Annotated in this window: 22 protein-coding genes; 12 read left to right on the top strand and 10 right to left on the bottom strand. The window is 55.6% G+C overall.

What is annotated here, in order from left to right; all coding sequences use genetic code 11:
• The first annotated feature begins 713 nt into the window (after positions 1 to 713).
• The gene (locus tag RHM68_RS26680) at positions 714 to 941 is read left to right on the top strand and encodes a DUF6555 family protein (protein WP_369124958.1); all 228 of its coding nucleotides are present in this window, start codon (positions 714 to 716) and stop codon (positions 939 to 941) included.
• Positions 942 to 1,041: 100 nt separating this feature from the next.
• Here RHM68_RS26680 and RHM68_RS11300 read toward each other — a convergent pair whose 3' ends face one another.
• Both RHM68_RS11300 and RHM68_RS11295 read right to left on the bottom strand, forming a co-directional pair.
• Positions 1,042 to 2,001: a cation diffusion facilitator family transporter gene (locus RHM68_RS11300; protein WP_322222955.1), complete on the bottom strand. Its 960-nt coding sequence runs from the start codon at positions 1,999 to 2,001 to the stop codon at positions 1,042 to 1,044.
• A gap of 285 nt (positions 2,002 to 2,286) precedes the next feature.
• Positions 2,287 to 2,538 (bottom strand): hypothetical protein, encoded by a 252-nt coding sequence (locus tag RHM68_RS11295; RefSeq protein WP_322223963.1) that lies wholly within the window; start codon positions 2,536 to 2,538, stop codon positions 2,287 to 2,289.
• Positions 2,539 to 2,580: 42 nt separating this feature from the next.
• On the opposite strand from RHM68_RS11295, the gene RHM68_RS11290 reads away from it, so the two are divergent.
• Positions 2,581 to 3,255 (top strand): polysaccharide lyase family 7 protein, encoded by a 675-nt coding sequence (locus tag RHM68_RS11290; RefSeq protein ID WP_322222953.1) that lies wholly within the window; start codon positions 2,581 to 2,583, stop codon positions 3,253 to 3,255.
• Between the two features lie 8 nt (positions 3,256 to 3,263).
• On the opposite strand, the gene RHM68_RS11285 is transcribed toward RHM68_RS11290, so the two are convergent.
• Positions 3,264 to 3,806, bottom strand: a complete 543-nt coding sequence (locus RHM68_RS11285) for a putative natural product biosynthesis protein (protein ID WP_322222951.1) — start codon at positions 3,804 to 3,806, stop codon at positions 3,264 to 3,266.
• A gap of 123 nt (positions 3,807 to 3,929) precedes the next feature.
• Positions 3,930 to 4,313 (bottom strand): DUF2946 domain-containing protein, encoded by a 384-nt coding sequence (locus RHM68_RS11280; protein WP_322222949.1) that lies wholly within the window; start codon positions 4,311 to 4,313, stop codon positions 3,930 to 3,932.
• Between the two features lie 367 nt (positions 4,314 to 4,680).
• Between RHM68_RS11280 and RHM68_RS11275 the strand changes: the two genes are divergently transcribed.
• Positions 4,681 to 5,286, top strand: coding sequence for an SCO family protein (locus RHM68_RS11275; protein ID WP_322222947.1), 606 nt, complete (start codon positions 4,681 to 4,683; stop codon positions 5,284 to 5,286).
• A complete protein-coding gene (locus tag RHM68_RS11270; protein WP_322222945.1) occupies positions 5,286 to 5,780 on the top strand; it encodes a copper chaperone PCu(A)C in 495 nt (164 codons plus the stop codon). Before RHM68_RS11275 ends, RHM68_RS11270 begins: the two co-directional genes overlap by 1 nt.
• Before the next feature lie 273 nt (positions 5,781 to 6,053).
• On the opposite strand, the gene RHM68_RS11265 is transcribed toward RHM68_RS11270, so the two are convergent.
• Both RHM68_RS11265 and RHM68_RS11260 read right to left on the bottom strand, forming a co-directional pair.
• Positions 6,054 to 6,389: a hypothetical protein gene (locus RHM68_RS11265; RefSeq protein WP_322222943.1), complete on the bottom strand. Its 336-nt coding sequence runs from the start codon at positions 6,387 to 6,389 to the stop codon at positions 6,054 to 6,056.
• A gap of 71 nt (positions 6,390 to 6,460) precedes the next feature.
• A complete protein-coding gene (locus RHM68_RS11260) occupies positions 6,461 to 6,679 on the bottom strand; it encodes a hypothetical protein (protein ID WP_322222941.1) in 219 nt (72 codons plus the stop codon).
• Positions 6,680 to 6,868: 189 nt separating this feature from the next.
• Here RHM68_RS11260 and RHM68_RS11255 point away from each other — a divergent pair, with 189 nt between their 5' ends.
• Together RHM68_RS11255 and RHM68_RS11250 are read left to right on the top strand one after the other, a co-directional pair.
• Complete coding sequence (locus RHM68_RS11255) at positions 6,869 to 7,108, top strand: hypothetical protein (protein ID WP_322222939.1); 240 nt, start codon at positions 6,869 to 6,871, stop codon at positions 7,106 to 7,108.
• A 189-nt stretch (positions 7,109 to 7,297) separates the two neighbouring features.
• Entirely contained in the window at positions 7,298 to 7,660 is a 363-nt protein-coding gene (locus RHM68_RS11250; RefSeq protein ID WP_322222937.1) for an NUDIX hydrolase, read from the top strand.
• On the opposite strand, the gene RHM68_RS11245 is transcribed toward RHM68_RS11250, so the two are convergent.
• Together RHM68_RS11245 and RHM68_RS11240 are read right to left on the bottom strand one after the other, a co-directional pair.
• Positions 7,655 to 7,903 (bottom strand): DUF1652 domain-containing protein, encoded by a 249-nt coding sequence (locus tag RHM68_RS11245; protein WP_322222935.1) that lies wholly within the window; start codon positions 7,901 to 7,903, stop codon positions 7,655 to 7,657. The genes RHM68_RS11250 and RHM68_RS11245 overlap by 6 nt on opposite strands.
• A 137-nt stretch (positions 7,904 to 8,040) precedes the next feature.
• Positions 8,041 to 8,940: a polysaccharide deacetylase family protein gene (locus RHM68_RS11240; protein ID WP_322222933.1), complete on the bottom strand. Its 900-nt coding sequence runs from the start codon at positions 8,938 to 8,940 to the stop codon at positions 8,041 to 8,043.
• Positions 8,941 to 9,334: 394 nt separating this feature from the next.
• Between RHM68_RS11240 and RHM68_RS11235 the strand changes: the two genes are divergently transcribed.
• From RHM68_RS11235 to RHM68_RS11220, 4 genes are all read left to right on the top strand, one after another.
• On the top strand, positions 9,335 to 10,321 hold the full coding sequence (locus RHM68_RS11235; protein ID WP_322222931.1) for an aliphatic sulfonate ABC transporter substrate-binding protein: 987 nt from the start codon (positions 9,335 to 9,337) through the stop codon (positions 10,319 to 10,321).
• 79 nt (positions 10,322 to 10,400) lie between these two features.
• Positions 10,401 to 11,243 carry an ABC transporter permease gene (locus RHM68_RS11230; RefSeq protein WP_322222929.1) on the top strand — a complete coding sequence of 281 codons (843 nt, stop codon included), beginning with the start codon at positions 10,401 to 10,403 and terminating at the stop codon, positions 11,241 to 11,243.
• A 3-nt stretch (positions 11,244 to 11,246) separates the two neighbouring features.
• A complete protein-coding gene (locus RHM68_RS11225; protein WP_322222927.1) occupies positions 11,247 to 11,960 on the top strand; it encodes an ABC transporter ATP-binding protein in 714 nt (237 codons plus the stop codon).
• A 367-nt stretch (positions 11,961 to 12,327) separates the two neighbouring features.
• Positions 12,328 to 12,600, top strand: coding sequence for a hypothetical protein (locus RHM68_RS11220; RefSeq protein WP_322222925.1), 273 nt, complete (start codon positions 12,328 to 12,330; stop codon positions 12,598 to 12,600).
• Positions 12,601 to 12,671: 71 nt separating this feature from the next.
• Here RHM68_RS11220 and RHM68_RS11215 read toward each other — a convergent pair whose 3' ends face one another.
• Complete coding sequence (locus RHM68_RS11215; RefSeq protein ID WP_322222923.1) at positions 12,672 to 12,830, bottom strand: hypothetical protein; 159 nt, start codon at positions 12,828 to 12,830, stop codon at positions 12,672 to 12,674.
• Between the two features lie 219 nt (positions 12,831 to 13,049).
• Here RHM68_RS11215 and RHM68_RS11210 point away from each other — a divergent pair, with 219 nt between their 5' ends.
• Together RHM68_RS11210 and RHM68_RS11205 are read left to right on the top strand one after the other, a co-directional pair.
• Positions 13,050 to 13,985, top strand: a complete 936-nt coding sequence (locus RHM68_RS11210; RefSeq protein WP_322222921.1) for a sensor domain-containing diguanylate cyclase — start codon at positions 13,050 to 13,052, stop codon at positions 13,983 to 13,985.
• Between the two features lie 97 nt (positions 13,986 to 14,082).
• Positions 14,083 to 14,448: a DUF2784 domain-containing protein gene (locus RHM68_RS11205; protein ID WP_322222919.1), complete on the top strand. Its 366-nt coding sequence runs from the start codon at positions 14,083 to 14,085 to the stop codon at positions 14,446 to 14,448.
• 26 nt (positions 14,449 to 14,474) lie between these two features.
• Here the strand turns inward: RHM68_RS11205 and RHM68_RS11200 are convergent, their stop codons facing one another.
• Positions 14,475 to 16,052 carry a sensor domain-containing diguanylate cyclase gene (locus RHM68_RS11200; protein WP_322222917.1) on the bottom strand — a complete coding sequence of 526 codons (1,578 nt, stop codon included), beginning with the start codon at positions 16,050 to 16,052 and terminating at the stop codon, positions 14,475 to 14,477.
• Positions 16,053 to 16,111 lie beyond the last annotated feature (59 nt).

Genomic DNA, 16,111 nt, shown 5'->3' with positions numbered 1-16,111 from the left:
GCCCGGCACCTTTGGCATGAGTTCAGGCGGGCCACAATGCTGGGTCAGGCCGAGCGCCCTGACACCGTTTACAAAACCCGCTTAACGGGCGGGTAAAAATCTACCGAAGAACAACCATCGAAGGTTAACGAAAAGCGGCCCCCAGCAAAAACATTTCTACCGCCTGCTCGACCAATACGTTGATCTGCTTAGTGTCCAAAGGCTGCGAAGCCGGCTGATACAGCCTGACTTGAACGCAGCGCAACAGCTTCGGACAAATGCACGGTGGCGATAGAGCGAACCACTTCTACAAACAACTCGTGCGTGCAAGGGAAATAGCCATACAGCGTGGCCTTTGCCTCCCCAACCGTCAGGTCAGTTCGTTCATCGATGCACGCTTGCCGTCCACCTCCTGAAACAGTCGATGGTCACAGTCACGAAGGACCGATTGCGCACCGCTGCGCTAAACCTTTGTGGAATACCTGCCAATCAAGCGCTAAAGCTCTCAGCAAGCGACGGATGACCAGTCGGCGGATTGATTGGATGTTGCGGCCAACACCCAGTTGAACGATTTACAGAATGTGCGTGTCCTACACTATGAGCGCCGAGTAGGCGCTGGCTTTGCGCAGTTCAGGCGTCACTATTTCTCTGGGCATCACCACCCCGCAGACCTCTCTGAATTCCAGATTTCCAGGATCAACCCTTTTGGGTATGGCTTCGGCCAAGAGGCTCTGATGGCTAACCCCATACCTTTCGCTATCCACTACCTTCTAGATGGCGTGGGCAAACACTTCTACACACTCACGTCCAGACTCGACGACAGTGACGCAATTCGCCTTGCGACCAGGCATGCAGCATCGGGCCCAGAGAACTATATCGCGCTGGGAACGACTCGAGAGATGGCTGAGCTAATGGCTGAAAAAGTGGGCGTCACAAAAGTACGCTGGAATGCCGCCGTCTGAAAATGTGCTCAACTTTCGTTGTTTCTCCAAGCACCTCTCTGCGCCGACGCCCGCAATCAAAACGGGCGCCTCCAAGCGCCCGTTCCAGCCCCTAAGCAGTTCAGTCCCCCGAGGCTGTGACTGGATTCACATGATCGAGGTCCGGCCTGTGCCACGGATCAACGTGCGTCATCAGATTTAATACACGGTGACGTTGCATTACATTTTGCCGGGCTGCAACGGCAATGGCGTGCCCTTCCTCAACACTAATGGAAGCGTCAACTTCTATATGAGCATCGACAACAATCATGTCGCCCATTTTACGCGTGCGCACGTCATGCACTCCTTTGATGCCAGGCGTTTCTATTAGTGTATTGCGAATCGTTGCAACTTCCTCTTCGTCAGCGGCACGGTCCATCAAATCATGTAACGCATTCCAACTGAATGACCACCCCATCTTGGAAATCATGCCACCAACAACTAGCGCTGCAATCGGATCAAGAATCGGATAGCCCGCAAGATTTCCGATAATACCGATACCCACCACCAACGATGAAGCCGCATCGGACCGTGCGTGCCATGCATTGGCAACCAACAGACTCGACTTCACTTTCTTCGCAACGGCGAGCATAAAACGAAACAATAGCTCTTTCGTGACGAGGGCGCCGGCCGCTACCCATAAAGCGATCCCATGCACCGTCGGAATAGACTCCGGTGCTTGAAGTTTTAGCACCGCAGACCCAATCATTCCGATACCTACCACGAGCAGCAGCAACCCCAACACCATCGATGCCGCAGTTTCAAAGCGCAAATGGCCATACGGGTGACCTTCGTCCGCCTCCTCTTTGCTTTTGTGGCCTGCAAACAACACGACAAAATCGGCAATCAAGTCCGACAACGAATGGATGCCATCAGCGATCAGGCCCTGGGACTTTGACAAAATACCCACCACGATCTGAGTGCAAGACAGCGCAAGATTGACCCCGACACTCACCCAGGTACAACGAGAGGCAGCCGCTGCTCGCTCGGACGCGCTGTACTGTTCGTCTTCTGGATCGTCAGCGAACTCTTGATATTTCATTAGTTACCCTCAACCGTACTTGCAAATGACAATCACCCCACCACACAAAATAATTAGCCACGCCTTAAGTCTTCTACCCAGGCGTACTTGCATTGACTAACCACTATTTTGAAAGATTGAAGCTCAGGCGACAAAGCATACTAAAGGGCGAGCGAAATACACATAACATCGCACTCATAACGTTGAGTTAAATTCATTTATTACGCATTTTGCAAATGCGAATCTTAAGGTTTAACGGTGTCACATTTAACACTTCAACCTCCGCAGTGAGTAGAACTAAGACTGTCACTTTTCAACTGCACGTGATTTCTGCAACTGCGACCCCCTAAGGGAAATATTCAGCAGGCTCGCCGCCCTATGGCTTCCCAATAGCGAGTCGGTCAGTGATGTAGTCCACAACATCGCTACACGCTGGCGGTGCCAAGCCTGCTGGCTGTCGCGGTGATCAACATCGAAGCCTTCGAGAATTTTCCGCGTCATCAACACCACGAGCGCCTGGCCAAGGCCTGAAAAGCCTTCTACAAATAGAGGCGGCAAGCAGCCTTCTTCTCAATCCACTTCATGACACGGATGATATTCATGACAGTCGACATCAGCTCATTCGACATCGCCACCCCACTGCCCACCTCGGCAACAAACCCCGTCGCACTCGAATTGAACGGTACGCAAGCGCTCGTGCAATGCCCTACCGTGATTAGCAGGCTGGCTGATGGCTCCATTCAACTCACCGCCCCCACCAAAGGAGCATCAAGCAAAAGCACGCACAGAACGCGCTGCGAATGGAAAGAGTCGGTCTATTGGACGCTGACCAGCGCGGCAGATCACTGGAACCAGCAGGAAATGACGTTGATCAAGGTCAACTCGGCGCAAAGAGTCGTGGTTTCACAGATGCACGTTCATGACGATGTAGACCCCGCCATCAAAGTGTTCTGGGAAAAGGGCTCGCTGACTTTCGCTTTTCGAAAGGAATACAACGGCGCAGACCCCACCCCAAAATTTCTGCTCGGTAACGTTGCGCTAGGGAGTAAGTTCCAAGTGGGTATCCATAGCACCGCTGCCGGCGTCATCGTGATCAGCGCCCGCTGCAACGCAGCCTCAGCCTCCTCCGCGCCCCTGCAACTCGGCAGCTCCTGGAGCACGAAAGCATTCGATTTCCATGGCGGCATTTACAACCAGATCGATTACACCGACACCACCGCACCAGATGACGGCTCGATCTGCATCATCAGTCAGTTGACGGTGAGGCACATCTAGCCTCAGCCCTACGCGGGTATCGGAAGCCAGCGCCGAAAACCGGCGCCGGCCTTCCCGGTCAACGGGCACCAGGCAAAATCCCAGGGCGCAGGTGGAAAATCCTCCTGCTCCAACTCGAGGCCCGACTCAGAACGAGGTGCTACTTTCCAGTCGAACACCTTCATCGGCGAGCCTTGCCAGGTCAGTACCATCCCGCGTGCCTGGCTGTCGTCAGTGCGCATCCAGCGCGCCGCCGCAGCGGTCATGAAGGACTCAATGTGTTCCTCATGAAGACCCGCCTGATAGCTGGAGCCCAGCAGCCAGCGACACACGCTCAGGTAGTAAGTCCAGTTCAAGGGCGGATGATTGCGATAGGCCCAAACCATAAAGCTGCGAAAGATATTCAGGCCATCTGGCGGATCGAGTTTGAGCAAGCCCGGACACACGTCAAACAACGTGTGCCAATAAGGCAGTAAACGAGCATCCAGGTTTACAAAACTGCGAGCGTTACTCGGGTAATCAGGGAACGGCAGTAGAAAATCACCACGGCCTGGGGCAATACGGGAGTTCATGCAACACACTCTTGGTTAGGACAATACGACGATCTACGCTCGCCGTCGCAGCAGCAGCAAAACGGTGAACAGCAGGTAGCGAAACACACACGGTTGGCGGCGATGCCAGATCACGTGCAGGTGTCAAACCAGAGGGGGCGCCCGAGGGTTGAGCGCAGGCCAGGAGTATCGGGGAGGTGCCTTGCAGCGCCGTTCGCGGCCAGGGCGCGCGGCTTGTCTGGCCCGCAGCATCCATGTCAGACAAAACAGCAAGGCAATGCTCAAGATCACTGCAGAACAGAGAGGGCACGTCAGGCTGCCGGCCCAATCGCTGAAGGACTGGTCGGGAACATCGGCATTTTTTATCGAGCTTTTGTCACTCAGTGACGAGCAGAACTGCCCCCCCACACCATTGAGGTCCAGTCCCGTCATTTGCCCATGTCCCAGACCGCAGGCGAACACATTGAACAGAACGCAAAAATATAACGTCCAGGCAACGAGTGAGCGGTCTGCGAGGGTCAGTTTCATGGCGGCGACATTAACACCGAAGGACCCAGGGTTGAAGATCGACTCACACAGCAGGACGCGGTTGCCGACAAGGTTGTATCAAGCGCCCTGCGACAGCCTGCCACAGGCACGCTAACTGGCATGGTCAAGCGGGACAACAGCATCGACTGCGCCAAAACGTCGCAGGTGTTGTGGCAGGACGGCCATCGTTAAACTTTCACCTCTGTCCTGGCGGGTGCAAAATCCATAACGCGTTAACCACGCCAGACTGACCTGTCGTCATGTGGAAGGCATCGATCATCGTCACTTTGATACCATGCGCCCATTTTTAAGGTTGACCAGCCCGTCACGGTTTTCTGGACGGTCGGGCTCCCAAAGGCGGAAATGCATGAGTGTTTTGTTAAGTCGCCGCAAGGTGATCGCAGGTATGGGGGTGTTGGGTCTTGGCATCCTGAGCGGCTGCGATACCCGAGGCGAATTGTCTTATAAATACGGCAAGGACCTGAGTAATCAGATCCTGGGGCGGACCTTCAAGTTAAAAGACACTGACGGCAACGTAAGACTGCTTTCGAGCTATCGCGGCATGATGCCAATGGTATTTTTCGGATTCACCCAGTGCCCGGCGATCTGTCCTACAACGCTCGCGCGCGCGGTAAAAATCAAAAAACTGATGGGCAAGGACGGTGATCGCCTGCAGGTCATCTTCATCACGCTGGACCCAGAACGCGATACGCCCGCCGTACTGGACGCCTACGTCAAGACCTTCGACCCGTCATTTGTTGCGCTTTACGGGACACTGGAGGAAACCGCAGCCACCGCTAAGGAGTTCGGCGTGTTCTACGAAAAAATCCCCAGCGGTTCGACGTACACCTTGTCCCATACCGCGACCAGCTACGTGTATGACTCCAGGGGAACGTTGCGCCTTGGCTTGTCCCATTCACTTTCCGCACAAGAGTGCGCGGAAGATTTGCTCACCGTCATGGAGGTCTGCTAATGAACTCGACGCTCAACAGAACCGCGATCACCCAGCGCATCAAACACGCCGCTTTCGGCTTCTCTCTGCTGACCTTGGCGTTCCAGGTTTGCGCCCAGACTCAAGTGGACGACGCTTGGGTTCGCGCCACCGTACCGGGGCAACAAGCCACCGGGGCGTTCATGACCGTCACCGCGAGCAGCGACAGCAAGCTACTGAGCGTCCAGTCTCCCGTGGCTAAAATTGTGCAGATTCACCAATCGACCCTGAAAAACGACGTGATGAGCATGCAACCCGCAGAGTCTGTCGCCTTGCCTGCAGGCAAGGCCGTTACCCTGGACCCCCACGGCTACCACGTGATGCTGATCGACCTCATCACTCAGGTCAAAGAAGGCGATAAGGTGCCATTGGTGCTGACCGTGGAGAACGCCAAAGGCGAAAAAGAGTCGATCAACGTCGAAGCTCAGGCACGCGCACTGAACATGCCTGACCACAGCGCGATGAAGATGAACTGATTGACGTCACCGTGGTGCGGTCAACGCACCACGTTGGGCGCCAATTTCAGGCAAAAAAAATCCCAGGCAGCTGATGGACGCCTGGGATTTAAAAATGCATAAACCGTGGTGGTGAACGCGGAGCGATATTAACCCAAAAAATATTGCTGCAACAAGATATTTCAACTCACCATACAGTTAAAAAACATCGTAAGTGCTTAAATAACCACACTTTTTATGCAGACTTATAGTTCTAGCCCCTTAAAATCGTAATGACTTGGCCGGTAGCCTCGCTTACAAACAGTCCTGAACCGCCTTCCTCATCGCCGCGGATTTTGCCCATGGCGGCCCTTGATAGAGGGACACTCGGCTGCCGTCTTTCGATTTGACGATGTCCAGAATCTCGTCCGCCGTCACAATGCTCGGCGCCTTAATCCGATAGCCATTGGAAATCGGCATCTGGGTGGTTTTAGAAATTTCCTTCTGCCACAACGGCAGTACACACGCAGCGTACTCCTTGGGCACCTTGCCACTGAATTTACTGACATTGGGCTCGCCAGGCACCAGAGAGGCGGGTAATGAGCAGCCCGCCAACATCGCCAGCGCAAATCCCCCTGTGAACATCCGCATGACGCTTCCTTATGCTGAAAAACGGCAAATGTAGCGCGTCGCCCTTCAGACATCCATGGGCAGTAAAAATATCATCGCGGTTCAGGGCATTTGTCAGCGTCTGGGTAGGACCGCGTATTCAAATAGGTCATCCAGCGCGCGTGCGCATCATGTTGCCATTGAACGACCTGATCCCACTCTGCGCCCGACATCTCATGCGCTGAAATCAGCTTCATCATGTGCGTGGTAGCCGCGTCGAGATCCACGATCAATTCATGTGCGTGAAATCGAAAATCATCCGTTGTCGTCATGTGAAGTTGTCTCCCCAAAGCCAATGTTCGCCACGTCACTACGACATCAGCCCTGCTCATTCGCGCCACGCTTCCGACAAAAGGATACGTAACGCGTCTGCGGCAAGCAGTGGAACTGACGCCAGCATGACGCCGTCTTCGGCCAAACGGGACTAATCTTTCATAGCGGAGGATTTTCTGGAGGTCATCATGTGGCTTAACGAAGCAGAGGCCGAATTTCGGCGAGAACTACAGCGTATTGCATCCGATTTGCGCTGGTCGGCGGTAGAGCTTTTGCGTCTTGCAGAGCAACTGCGCAAGGCCGGCAACGAAGTCGATGCGCAAGCAGCGCTGCGTCTGTGCGAGATGTTTGCGGCCGACGAGTCACGTTTGGCGGATTACGCCGAAGAGGTCAAGGCGCGAGCCATCAGTCGAACGAAGACGCGCTGACGTCGGCACACCACGGACCCCACCCAAGCGCATCTTTGCCGGCATCCTTCCTGTGGCTACCGAGCGTCGCATCGGGTTGCACTTAACCTGACCGCTGTGACTCAAACCCCTGAATGATGAGCGTTCGGGCTCAGGCCTGAATATTGCATTTTTATGACTTTTTTATGACAAGCCACTCTCAGGTAACACATGAAAGTACGCGCCACCGTTATTTGCGAACAAGACCGACACGTGCTGCTGGTGCGCAAGCCAAGGTGCCGCTGGACGTTGCCCGGAGGCAAAGTCGAGCACGGTGAAACCACGGCAAATGCCGCCAGGCGTGAGCTTGAAGAAGAAACCGGCCTGTGCGTCGATGGCCTGCTGTACCTGATAGAACTGCAGGCAGGCAGCACACGGCACCATGTCTACGAGGCGTCCGTGCTGAACCTGGATGACGCTCGACCACAAAATGAAATTGTCGACTGCATGTGGCACCCAATGGATGCGATGCACAACCTGAAGATCAGCGAAGCCACGCTCAAAATTGTAAAAGCGTTCCAGCGGAGGTTATAGGCCGCTGGCAAATGCCCTGCGTCCGGCGCGCATTTCGGTACGAAGTTCACCGATCAGGTTAGATATATCGCGAACATGGGTCAGTTGAGCCGGCGAGACGTTGGTCAACAGCATATAAATACGTCCTGTATCAGGTTCGAAAACCTTTATTCGCAACGATCCGTCGAAATTCACGGTGCATTCACAGGAGAGCGGATAGAAACCGGACTCCACAATGCGGCAAAGCTCTGGAACTGAAACCATGGCAAGCGCCTCGTGGGAGGTTTGTCAGATTTTGATGCCTTCAGAATAGATGAGCGTTCACACGCTGCACTGATGAGTCCACCCTGCAAATGTTAGCGAGGTCTCATTTTTTACAGTTGCTCGGCGCGCAACACACCTTAGTGAGAGTCGCCGTCCCAAAACCAATTCCATATCCCTGGCAATTGCACCACTTTTGACGTATCGCTGACCGTGCGCGCCATAGCGGCCCGCAATAATTGGTCCTCATCGTCATAGAAAGGCTTCGTAGCGACTGTCACACCGGTGGTACTCGCACTGTCGAGCAGAATTTTCAGGTATTCACGCGTATGCCGGGCGGTGTAGCGATTGATATCGTGAAACGTCACCACCACCGGAATCACTCCCTCCACCGTGGGCAGTTCACCTCCGGCGATACGCTCACGAACTTCAGACATCTGCCGCAGCATATTGGCGCGTCGCCGAGGGCTGCCATTAAACCCCCAAATCTTGCCGTCATTCGCGCTCAAGTCGGTTAACAAAACGTGCAGGCCATGTTGCTGATAAGCCGCAAAGGTACGCTTGTCATAGTTCCAGAATGGCGGCCGCACCAGCGTCGGTGACGCGCCAGTGATCGCGGCGATGTCCGCGATGCCTTTGCTCAGGGACTGCTCCAGTTCTACCGGGCTCAGGGAGCGATGATTGGTGTGCCAGTGAGTGGCGGTATGAAAGCCCAGCACCTGCCCTGCATCATGCTCACGGTGCATGACACGGCGACCGATGTCGCTGGCGCCGGCCCGTGGCGCGCCAGTCTGCACGAAGAACACCGCTTTGATATCCGGTTGCAGTGCATTTCGCGCAAGGCTGTCGAGTACGGTGTCGGTAGGATTGTAGAAGCTGGATGCGCTGGGACCGTCGTCAAAGGTCAGCAGAAAACGAATGGGCGGCAGCGTCTGTAAGCGCTGCTGCGTCTGCGGTGTCATTTCGATGGGAGAAGCGATACACCCCAACATCCCGGCGGCGATAGCAAGTACCGATAGAACCTTGACCAACTGTTTCATGTTTTGCCCTGAACCAGACCATAGCGGTCATCTCGTAAATGGCAAAAAACCCTCGCCCATTTATCCCTTGATCGACGCGCGTGGAGGGGCGAGCCGAGTGCGCACAAGGTTACACAGAGTTGGATGGCGATGCTCGTCCTCGCAACAGGCGCTGGCTGGCAGGTGGCGCAATGATCGGCAGCCCACTTTTTGGGGTGTTGGCCCGGCAACAGTGATTCAGCAGACTGTGCAGTAACGAACATAGGCATTCCCTGCAAATACGTGCGGAGCCCTATAAACACGGACTTCCGGCCACATGGCACAGAGCCTGCAATATTCCTTTTATGCAGGAAGCATTCATAAAAACTAATCATTTTGAAATAAGATTTTGATCGCCTTGCCCGGAGCTTCCCTTATGAAACCATTCTTGCGCTTTCCCGCAGCCAAGTCGCTGCTCAGCGCGTGCGCCTTAGTCTTTGGCCTGCAATCCCTGGCCCAGGCAATTGAAGCCCAGCCGTCCGAAGTGCATCTGGATTACGCCTATTACTCACCCGTGAGCTTGGTGTTAAAAAATTTTGGCTATCTGGAAAAAGCGCTGCCACACACCAAAGTCAGTTGGGTTCTGAGCCAAGGCAGCAACAGGTCGCTGGAATACCTCAACAGTGGCGGTGTGGACTTCGCCTCTTCCGCCAGTCTGGCGGCGGTACTCAGCCGCGCGAACGGCAGCCCGATCAAATCTGTTTACGTGTATAGCCGTGCCGAGTGGACCGCGCTGGTGGTGCGCAAAGATTCGGCCTACAAGACCGTGGCCGACCTGAAAGGCAAGAAGATTGCGGCCACCAAAGGCACCGATCCCTACCTGTTCACCCTACGCAGCCTGCAACAGGCCGGCTTGACCAAAGACGACGTGGAACTGGTACACCTGCAACACCCGGACGGTCGCACGGCGCTGGAGAAAGGTGATGTCGAGGCCTGGGCCGGACTTGATCCGCACATGGCCGCAAGTCAGGTTCAGGCCGGCTCGCGCCTGCTTTATCGCAATACCGATTTCAACAGTTATGGCGTACTCAGCGTCACCGACGCCTACGCCAAGGGACACCCTGAAACTATCGAGACCGTGCTGAACGCCTACGAAAGAGCCCGCGATTGGGCCATCCACCACCCTGAGGAACTGGCAAAACTGCTCGCCTCCGAATCCGGGTTGCCGCTAGAAGTCGCACAGTTGCAACTGTCGCGTACCGACCTGAGTCACCCGCAACTGACGGCTCAAGATGTGATCGCCTCCAAAGCTGCCGCGCCGATTCTGGTGTCCGAAGAGCTGGTTCGCCGCGGGGTGAATGTCGATCAAGTGATTGATCAACTGATTGACATCGGTTTCAACCAAACAGTGGCACGTCAGTAAGCAATCGCTAACGGACCTGAATGACTTCGCGCCTGTCGCGGACTCATCGTCACCGGAGCCCTTATGACCGGAGCCCCCTATGAACAGTGAAAGCAAAGACCTCAGCCTGGCGCTAACGACTGCCGGCCGCAAGACAGCGCCGCTAAGCAACGTCTGGACACTGCGCCTCAAAGGCCTCGCCTTGCCCGTGCTGATTATCGTGGTGCTGGAATTCGTCGTGCGTATTGGCTGGCTGCCGTCTTACCAAATGCCGGCGCCCAGCGACGTCGCGCTGACCCTCGGCGACCTGGCCGAAGGCGCGCTGTGGAAGCACATCAGCGCCAGTGTGTTACGGGTGATGCTGGGGTTCGCCATCGGTGCCAGTCTCGCGCTGGCGTTTGCAACGTGGGTCGGCTTGAGCCGGGAAGCCGAAGCGTACCTGGAACCGACGTTCGCCGGCCTGCGCTCTATTCCCAGCCTGGCCTGGGTGCCGCTTCTGTTGCTATGGCTGGGCATCGACGAGACTTCGAAAATCGTACTGATTGCCATCGGTGCATTTTTTCCAGTGCATCTCAACGGTGTCGCGGCGATACGCGACATCGACCGCAAACTGGTGGAAGTCGGGCAAATGTATGGTTTCAGTCGTGCGCGGCTGGTACGCCGGATTTTGCTGCCCGCCGCCCTGCCCGGCCTGTTTACCGGATTGCGCAGCGGAATGAGCCTGGCCTGGATGTTTCTGGTAGCGGCGGAACTGATCGCTGCAACCAAAGGCTTGGGTTATCTGCTCAGTGATGGACGTGAAACTTCACGCCCGGACATCGTGCTCGCAGCGATCATCGTGCTGGCGGTGCTGGGCAAACTCAGCGACGGCCTTCTTGCCGGGCTGGAAAAACGCTTCCTGGCCTGGCGTGACACCTTCAACGGCCAGAGCGCAAAGGATTAAGCCATGACGGCCCCTCTACTGGACATTCGAATCGAACGCAAAACCTTCGCCACCACTACCGTCCTTAAGCGTATTCACCTGCAATTACAGCCTCGGGAAACCGTCAGCCTGCTCGGCCCCAGCGGTTGCGGTAAAAGTACGCTGCTGCGGATCATCGCAGGGCTGGAAAAGGACTTTCAGGGTGAACTGCGCAACAACGCCGGTGAAGTAGCGTTTGTGTTTCAGGAACCGCGCCTGATGCCATGGCTGACGGTTGAGCAAAACATCGGTTTCAGTGCCGACAACCACTACGACAAGGTCTGGGTCAGGCAACTGATCAATGAAGTCGGCCTTGACGGTTTTGCCAACGCGTTGCCCAAAGCCCTGTCGGGCGGCATGGCACAACGGGTAGCGATTGCTCGCGGCTTGTACTCGCGTCCGCAGGTCCTGTTACTGGACGAACCGTTCAGCGCAGTCGATGCCTTCACCCGCATGAAATTACAGGACTTGCTGCTGCAACTGGCCACGCGCCACGCCATTGCCTTGCTGTTGGTGACCCATGATGTCGATGAGGCGCTCTACCTCAGTGATCGAGTGTTAGTGATGGGCAACCGCCCCAGCAGCATTCGTCAAGAACTGGCGGTTACGCTTGCTCACCCGCGTGATCGACGCGACCCGTTAATGGCGCGCCTGAAGGCGTTGTCGTTGACCGAGTTACAGCGGGCGCATGTCATCTGACGCGACCACACCAACCTTTCAGCCGAGCGGTCAACCGCGGTCCGGGGGGTTGTTTTTGACGAGGTTTAAAGACTTCATGAAGCCTCTAAGAAGTTCATGCACAGTCCAATAACTGCCTCTAACCGCAGCGCTTACATAAAAGAGAGCGCCCAAAACGTTACACCCAGTGTTTCAATTCAGATACACGTGGAACACCCACTTACGTTGCCCCCTCAACCGCTGGTCTGACATTTGAACCGTCATACATACATTTAGTAACACTAAAGTTAGGATGCGCGCCGCATTTCCCTGAGCTTTGTTTAGTTGACCAGGAAGTCAGCAAACAACGAAATCCCTACAACGTTTCCACGCATTGCAGAGAACTAAGTTGCGCGACGACTTTTTAACTAATCAAGTCAGTGGCTTGGCGTGTGTTTATGTTTCGACGACAGAACACTACCAACTTGACTGTTTTATCCACCAATACATCAACACTCGAAACTTGCGATCAACCGCCGACATTAGCGCCGTTCTGCAGGCAGCCTTGGAAGACTATCCAGGCAGACCGCCGGTCATGGTCAACGAACTGAATGCCTGGATCGATAAAACCTTGGGCTACCGCGCGTCCCATCCCGATTTTCCGGCCTTGGAAGACGTCTGAATCGACGTCCGCAGGATGATCGGCAAAGGAACTGAAAAAACATCAGCCTTCACCGTTGCGGTTTCAACCCGTCAAGGCTGAAGCGGACGCTCTTCGTCACGCTCAGACAAGGTCGTACCGTCGTCGGGGTGCTTCCAGGTCGGCGGTGGCGGATTTTCACGCAGGATGTCTTCTTCAGTCGGCTCATCTACGTTTTCATCCGGCGCCGGATGCTTTTGCTCGGTTGTCATGTTCACCTCTGCTCCTGAACGATGCTGTTCTCCCTACCCAGCGTAGAACAGTTTGCACACCCCGGCACCGCTTGGCCCTCGCCGGCAGCCATGGCTTAAACACGCGTATGCACTGCCAACCCATTCACACAACATCGCCTTTCATCGGCTAGCCGCTTGCTTCGCCGCGATAGTATCAACATGATGGCCCTGCACTTCCTCCCTGAGGTACGCCCTGCGATGAGTTCCGTCGATACTGACAGTGATGTCTATAAAACCCTGCTTGAGTCGACCCGAGCAATTCCCTGGCGGATCGACTGGAAAACCATGACGTTTAGCTACATCGGTCCGCAGATCGAACAACTGCTGGGCTGGGAGCAGGACAGTTGGGCCTCGGTCGACGACTGGGTCGAGCGCATGCACCCGGATGACCGCGCTTACGTAGTTGAGTTCTGTGTCTCGCAATCAAGGGCTGGCGTGGACCATGAAGCCGACTATCGCGCGCTGACCCGCAATGGCGATTACGTGTGGATTCGCGATGTGGTTCACGTCGTGCGCAAGGATGGCGAGGTGGAAGCGCTGGTGGGATTCATGTTCGACATCAGCGAGCGCAAAAAAACCGAAGAGCACCTCACGCGTCTGCAAAAGCAACTCGAAGAATATTCATTTCAGGACGGTCTGACCGGCATTGCCAATCGGCGCATGTTCGACACCGTTCTGGAACGCGAATGGGCCAACGCCCAACGTACCGGGTTACCGTTGTCGCTGCTGATACTCGATATCGATTATTTCAAGCAGTACAACGATCACTACGGCCACATCAAGGGCGACGAATGCCTTCGGCGCGTCGCCCAGACGTTATCCCTGGCGGCCAACCGACCACGAGACTTCATAGCCCGGATTGGCGGTGAAGAGTTCATCTGGCTACTCCCCGAAAGCGATGCAGAGTCTGCTCGGCTGGTCGCCCGCAAATGCTTGCACCTCATTTGCCAACAACAAATTCCTCATCCCTCTTCTTCGGTGTCGGCACTGGTGAGCCTGAGCCTAGGCGTCGGGACCATTGCCGTTACGCAGGACAGCACGGCGCTGGAGTTCGTCGAACAGGTGGATAAATTGCTCTATCAGGCCAAACACAACGGCAGGATGCGCGCCGAGTTCGCGGATCTTCGCGATTGAGAGTAATGCTCCGCAGTGGAGCGGTTATTCAGCGCAGCGACGCAGCCACCGGCCCGAGTAACAGTGCGTGATTCAATTGAAGTGTCATGGAGTCAAAATGCTTTACCCCATCGCCGCCGACGGGCTGGTGTTGTTTCACCTGATGTTCATTGTGTTCGTGCTGTTCGGCGGGCTGCTGGTACTCCGGTGGCCTTCCCTGTTTTGGTGGCATCTGCCCGCGGCAGCCTGGGGCATCATCGTGGAAGTCTTCCACCTGACCTGCCCACTAACGTACTGGGAAAACCTGATGCGCCAGGCCGCCGGAAACGCCGGCTACGGTGGTGGTTTTATTGAACATTACGTGTGGCCGATCATCTACCCGGCCGGGCTGACGCCGACTATTCAGTTTGGGCTGGGCAGCGTAGTGCTGGCGATCAACCTGCTCGTCTACCGACGGTTATGGAAGTTGCGCCAGGCCGCGTGATCTGCCCCGCGCAGCATTTTTGAAGATCAGTCAGCAATCACGCTCATGTTCCGGCCACTGGCCTTGGCCACGTACAACGCCTTGTCGGCCGCCCCGATCAGATCGTTAGGTTGATCGTCAGAGGCGCAGTTATAGGCGCAAATACCGAGGCTGACCGTCACCCTACCTTCGATACTGTCGCTGTGTTTGATTGCCGCCGACTGCACCGCGTGGCGGATTTTTTCCGCCACGATAAAGGCCCCCACGTAGTCAGTCCCAGGTAACACCACGGCAAACTCTTCGCCACCATAGCGAGCCGCCAAGTCTCCGGGACGATTGATGTTGTCCAGAATGAGCGTGCTGATGTGGCGCAAACACTCATCGCCGGCCAAGTGCCCGTACAGATCATTGAAGAGCTTGAAGTGATCGACATCGATCATCAGCAACGCAAAGCTGGTTTGATTACGCTTGGCGCGACGTATCTCGGTGACCATGCACAGGTCGAACTGACGACGGTTGGACAACCCAGTGAGCGCGTCTTCCAGGGCCAACAGCTCCAGGCTGCGATTGACTTCGATGAGCGTCTCCTGCGCCTTGAGCAACTCACTCTGAATCCGGTTCTGCTGCTGCATGAGGCGGATAAGGCGATAACCCAGCGCGCCAAGAAAGCCCAGTAACAGGGTCACGATCACCGTACTGAGCATGGCTTCCTGGCGCCAGCCGGCCAGGGCTTCATCCTTATTGACCGCGGCGAAAACCACCAACGGATAGCCCTCGACCCGACGATACCCTCCTAGCCGCTGCACGCCATCAATCATCGACTTGACGGCGCCGGTGCCTGAACTGGACCTGGTCAGCAATTGGCTAAACAAGTCGCCGTGGGCAACGTTGCTGCCGATATCGGCTTCGTTGAACGGTCGGCGAACGATGATGGTGGCATTGTCGGCGATCAGACTGATGGCGCCGTTATTGCCAATATCGATACGGTCGTACAAGCCCAGGAAGTGGTTGAGATAAAGGGTTGCCAGCGCCACGCCGGCGAATCGTCCATCTGGATAGTTGATTCGTCTCGACACGGTCATGATCCACTCACCGGTCGAACGGCTCTTGATCGACGGACCAATATGCGGACCGCGGTCAGGATGATCGCGATGAAATATGAAGTATTCACGGTCCGAATTGTTGGCATTTGGCATCACCGCGCCGTTTGAATTGGTGACCCAACGCCCATTTTCGTCATAGACAAACAAGCCGTGAAGCTGACTCAGTTCACTACGCTGGGCGCTGAGCAAGCGCTCCAGCCTGGACCCTTGTGCCTGACTCACCCCGTCGTTTTCGAGCCGATCGACCAGCGTTAAAAGCAATACATCGACCTGCTTTATCGACGCTTGGGCTTGGGACGCCAAGGTCTGCGAGAGGTTCGACAGCGCCACTTCCTGGTCTCGCAAGTGATACTCACGCGAGTTCCAGCCTTCCCAAATCGCAAGGGCGGTCATGGAAAGGCACACGGCAATCAACAGAAAAACCGCATAACGAACTTTAAGCTTCGCCTCGACCTGCTCGGCCGACAACACCGGGGTCGAGCGGCGGTTTTCGATTTGACCCTTGACGGACGGATGCCCCATGGCACTCCCTGAATCATGATGAAAAAGCGATGCTTCCTGATCGCTCCTGCTGGACTAAA

The sequence above is a fragment of the Pseudomonas sp. DC1.2 genome, assembly GCF_034351645.1.
Lineage (GTDB): Bacteria > Pseudomonadota > Gammaproteobacteria > Pseudomonadales > Pseudomonadaceae > Aquipseudomonas.
This window is presented reverse-complemented; position numbering and strand designations above follow the sequence as displayed.

Coding starts and splice junctions, on each gene's coding strand:
- RHM68_RS26680 (WP_369124958.1), top strand. CDS start 714: ATGGCTAACCCCATACCTTTCGCTATCCACTACCTTCTAGATGGCGTG.
- RHM68_RS11300 (WP_322222955.1), bottom strand. CDS start 2,001: ATGAAATATCAAGAGTTCGCTGACGATCCAGAAGACGAACAGTACAGC.
- RHM68_RS11290 (WP_322222953.1), top strand. CDS start 2,581: ATGACAGTCGACATCAGCTCATTCGACATCGCCACCCCACTGCCCACC.
- RHM68_RS11285 (WP_322222951.1), bottom strand. CDS start 3,806: ATGAACTCCCGTATTGCCCCAGGCCGTGGTGATTTTCTACTGCCGTTC.
- RHM68_RS11280 (WP_322222949.1), bottom strand. CDS start 4,313: ATGAAACTGACCCTCGCAGACCGCTCACTCGTTGCCTGGACGTTATAT.
- RHM68_RS11275 (WP_322222947.1), top strand. CDS start 4,681: ATGAGTGTTTTGTTAAGTCGCCGCAAGGTGATCGCAGGTATGGGGGTG.
- RHM68_RS11270 (WP_322222945.1), top strand. CDS start 5,286: ATGAACTCGACGCTCAACAGAACCGCGATCACCCAGCGCATCAAACAC.
- RHM68_RS11265 (WP_322222943.1), bottom strand. CDS start 6,389: ATGCGGATGTTCACAGGGGGATTTGCGCTGGCGATGTTGGCGGGCTGC.
- RHM68_RS11260 (WP_322222941.1), bottom strand. CDS start 6,679: ATGACGACAACGGATGATTTTCGATTTCACGCACATGAATTGATCGTG.
- RHM68_RS11255 (WP_322222939.1), top strand. CDS start 6,869: ATGTGGCTTAACGAAGCAGAGGCCGAATTTCGGCGAGAACTACAGCGT.
- RHM68_RS11250 (WP_322222937.1), top strand. CDS start 7,298: ATGAAAGTACGCGCCACCGTTATTTGCGAACAAGACCGACACGTGCTG.
- RHM68_RS11245 (WP_322222935.1), bottom strand. CDS start 7,903: ATGGTTTCAGTTCCAGAGCTTTGCCGCATTGTGGAGTCCGGTTTCTAT.
- RHM68_RS11240 (WP_322222933.1), bottom strand. CDS start 8,940: ATGAAACAGTTGGTCAAGGTTCTATCGGTACTTGCTATCGCCGCCGGG.
- RHM68_RS11235 (WP_322222931.1), top strand. CDS start 9,335: ATGAAACCATTCTTGCGCTTTCCCGCAGCCAAGTCGCTGCTCAGCGCG.
- RHM68_RS11230 (WP_322222929.1), top strand. CDS start 10,401: ATGAACAGTGAAAGCAAAGACCTCAGCCTGGCGCTAACGACTGCCGGC.
- RHM68_RS11225 (WP_322222927.1), top strand. CDS start 11,247: ATGACGGCCCCTCTACTGGACATTCGAATCGAACGCAAAACCTTCGCC.
- RHM68_RS11215 (WP_322222923.1), bottom strand. CDS start 12,830: ATGACAACCGAGCAAAAGCATCCGGCGCCGGATGAAAACGTAGATGAG.
- RHM68_RS11210 (WP_322222921.1), top strand. CDS start 13,050: ATGAGTTCCGTCGATACTGACAGTGATGTCTATAAAACCCTGCTTGAG.
- RHM68_RS11205 (WP_322222919.1), top strand. CDS start 14,083: ATGCTTTACCCCATCGCCGCCGACGGGCTGGTGTTGTTTCACCTGATG.
- RHM68_RS11200 (WP_322222917.1), bottom strand. CDS start 16,052: ATGGGGCATCCGTCCGTCAAGGGTCAAATCGAAAACCGCCGCTCGACC.